Origin of the sequence: Alcanivorax sp. (assembly GCF_014762765.1) — a bacterium.
Lineage (GTDB): Bacteria > Pseudomonadota > Gammaproteobacteria > Pseudomonadales > Alcanivoracaceae > Alcanivorax.
In genome coordinates this window covers 1-2,749 of sequence record NZ_JABURH010000023.1, presented here as the reverse complement: position 1 = coordinate 2,749, position 2,749 = coordinate 1, and the positions used below count along the sequence as shown (strand labels likewise).

The following is a 2,749-nucleotide window of genomic DNA, read 5'->3' as shown; positions in this document are numbered from 1 at the left end:
AGCATTTCGGTATTGGGCACCGATTCGCTGATGATGGCATCGTGGGGGAAGTAGAAGTCGCTGGGGGAAAACACCGAGGACTGGGCGTACTGGATGTCCACGGCGTCCACCCGTGGCAGGTTGCCCACGGAACCGGCGATGGCCACGTAGCATTCGTTTTCGATGGCGCGGGCCTGGGCGCAGTGGCGTACGCGCAGGTAGCCGTTTTTGGTGTCGGTCCAGAACGGGACGAAAAGGATGTCCATCTTTTCGTCCGCCAGGATACGACCCAGCTCGGGGAATTCCACGTCGTAGCAGATCAGGATACCCACCCGGCCCGCGTCGGTATCGAATACCTGCAGTTTGTCACCGCCCTGGATGACCCAGTCGCGCCGTTCGTGGGGGGTGATGTGGATCTTGTACTGGGCTTCCACGGAGCCGTCGCGGCGCATCAGGTAGGCCACGTTGTAGACTTTTTCATTTTCGATGACGGGCATGGAACCGCCAACGATGTTGATGTTGTAGCTCACCGCCATGTCGGCCAGGGCGTCGCGCACTTCGTCGGTGAAGCTGGCCAGGAAGCGCACCGCTTCCACGGAGTTCAGTTCCGGGCGCAGGCCCATGAGGGGGGCGCTGAAGAATTCCGGCAGCACGGCGAAGTCGGCCCGATAATCGGACAACGCATCGATGAAGAATTCCACCTGGTTGAGCAGGTCCTGCACGTCGCGGGCGGCGCGCATGCGGCGCTGGACAACCCCTACGCGCACCACGGTGCGGCGCGGCCATTCGGCGTCGTCGTCTTCCGGTTCGTAGAGGATGTTGTCCCATTCCAGCAGGGTGGCGTAGCCGTGGGAGTCTTCGTCTTCCGGCAGGTAGGCCTTCATCAGACGTTTCACGTCAAAGCCGTTGGAGAGCTGGAAGGACAGGATGGGATCGTAGATGGCGCGGGCTTCCACCTGCTCGATGTATTCGGTGACCGGCATCTGGTCCGCATAGTTGGTGTAGCCGGGTAGCCGGCCACCGGCCAGGATGGCCCGCAGGTTTTCCTCGCGGCACAGCTCCTTGCGGGCCTCATAAAGACGACGGCCCAGGCGATAGCCCCGGTATTCCTTGTCCACGAACACGTCCAGGCCGTAGAGCGCATCGCCCTTCCTGTTGTGGGAGCGCACCTTGTCGTCGGTGATCAGGTCTTCATAGCGGTGCGGATTGGAGAAGCGGTCGTACTTGACCTTGATGGTCAGCGCGGTGGCCACCAGCTCGCCGTTGTCCTCGATCACCAGTTGCCCTTCCGGGAAGATACGGATCAGGGTCTTGATGGTCTCTTCCGGCCAGGCCCCACCGATGTCGTGGTACACCTGGTCCATGAGCAGCGCCAGCGCGGGGTAATCCTCTTCGGTGAGAGTGCGCAGACGCAGGCGAGTGGTTTCTTCTGCCATAACAGAACAGCTCCTTCAGTCACCGACAGCGGGCTTACCGATGCCGGAAAAATTATGCATTGAGTGGCGGAAAGGGAATCAGCCAGCTCATGTCCCGATTCTGCAACGCATGCATGCCGCTGGGATAGAGCGCCACGCCATCCGGGCGAATAAAAATCACACCGCCACCGTTGAGACCGACGTAGCCGGACTGATGCTCACGGACAAAACCACAGTCATCTTGCCAATCCGGTTGCAGCGAGGGTGGAATGGTTTCATAGCCGATGACACCATTGGCCAGGGGGTCGTCGATGGCCACGCGGTCCCGGTACAGGCCCACGGCATCCTCCCCCACCAGCAATACCATGCCCTGGTGAAAATGCAGCAGTGTGACATTGCCGCGCCGGGGCAACGGGAGGTTTTCCTGTAGGTCGATAATGGTATCCATGAAACAAATGATCCTGACTAATCGGACGGATAAATGGCTGAAAACATTGTAATACTTACCGGCGCGGGAATCTCGGCGGAATCCGGTATCAAGACCTTCCGCGCCGCCGACGGGCTGTGGGAAAACCATCGGGTGGAAGATGTGGCCACCCCGGAAGCGTTTCTGCGCGATGCCACCCTGGTGCAGAATTTCTACAACAAGCGCCGTGAACAGCTGCTCAGCGCGGCGATCAAGCCCAATGCGGCCCACCAGGCCCTGGCAAAGCTGGAACAGGCCTTTCCCGCCGGCCAGGTACTGCTGGTCACCCAGAACATCGACAACCTGCACGAACGGGCCGGCAGTCGCAACCTGATCCACATGCACGGCGAACTGCTCAAGGGCCGCTGCCAGTCCTCCGGTGGCCTGGTGGAGGTCACCGGCGAGCTGACGCCGACCCTGCCCTGCCCGCTTTGCGGCGCCAAGGGGTGCCTGCGCCCCCATGTGGTGTGGTTCGGGGAAATGCCCCTGGAGATGGAGCGTATCTACCAGGCCCTGGCCCGTTGCGACCGCTTTATCAGCATCGGCACCAGCGGCAATGTGTACCCGGCAGCGGGTTTTGTGGAAGAAGCCAACCGCCACGGCGCCCATACCGTGGAGCTGAATCTGGAGCCCTCCCAGCGGCTGACTGCTTTTGCCGAGCACAAGCATGGGCTGGCCACGGAGCTGGTGCCAGCGTATGTGGAAGAACTGATCGGGCAATGACAGGGGCAAGTTTCAAGTTGCAAGTTACAAGGCGCGAAATAGGTCGCGGTTAACCGGATAGCTCGTGCCCGCGCTGCAACGTATCAGCGCGAGGCACCTGTTCTGACAGCCTGCCACCACGCCTGACCCGCGCCTTGAAACTTGAAACTTGCCACCCGCCCCGATT

At 61.0% G+C, this 2,749-nt stretch carries 3 protein-coding genes; 1 reads left to right on the top strand and 2 read right to left on the bottom strand.

Annotation, left to right across the window (positions count from 1 at the left end; translation table 11 throughout):
• A partial coding sequence (locus tag HUJ17_RS00890; protein ID WP_290508935.1) for a bifunctional GNAT family N-acetyltransferase/carbon-nitrogen hydrolase family protein occupies positions 1 to 1,415 on the bottom strand: 1,415 nt, incomplete at its 3' end.
• A 52-nt stretch (positions 1,416 to 1,467) separates the two neighbouring features.
• The gene (locus tag HUJ17_RS00885) at positions 1,468 to 1,842 is read right to left on the bottom strand and encodes a hypothetical protein (RefSeq protein ID WP_063510064.1); all 375 of its coding nucleotides are present in this window, start codon (positions 1,840 to 1,842) and stop codon (positions 1,468 to 1,470) included.
• A gap of 33 nt (positions 1,843 to 1,875) precedes the next feature.
• On the opposite strand from HUJ17_RS00885, the gene cobB reads away from it, so the two are divergent.
• Positions 1,876 to 2,583, top strand: a complete 708-nt coding sequence (gene cobB, locus HUJ17_RS00880) for a Sir2 family NAD+-dependent deacetylase (RefSeq protein ID WP_063510063.1) — start codon at positions 1,876 to 1,878, stop codon at positions 2,581 to 2,583.
• The last annotated feature ends 166 nt before the right edge of the window (positions 2,584 to 2,749 follow it).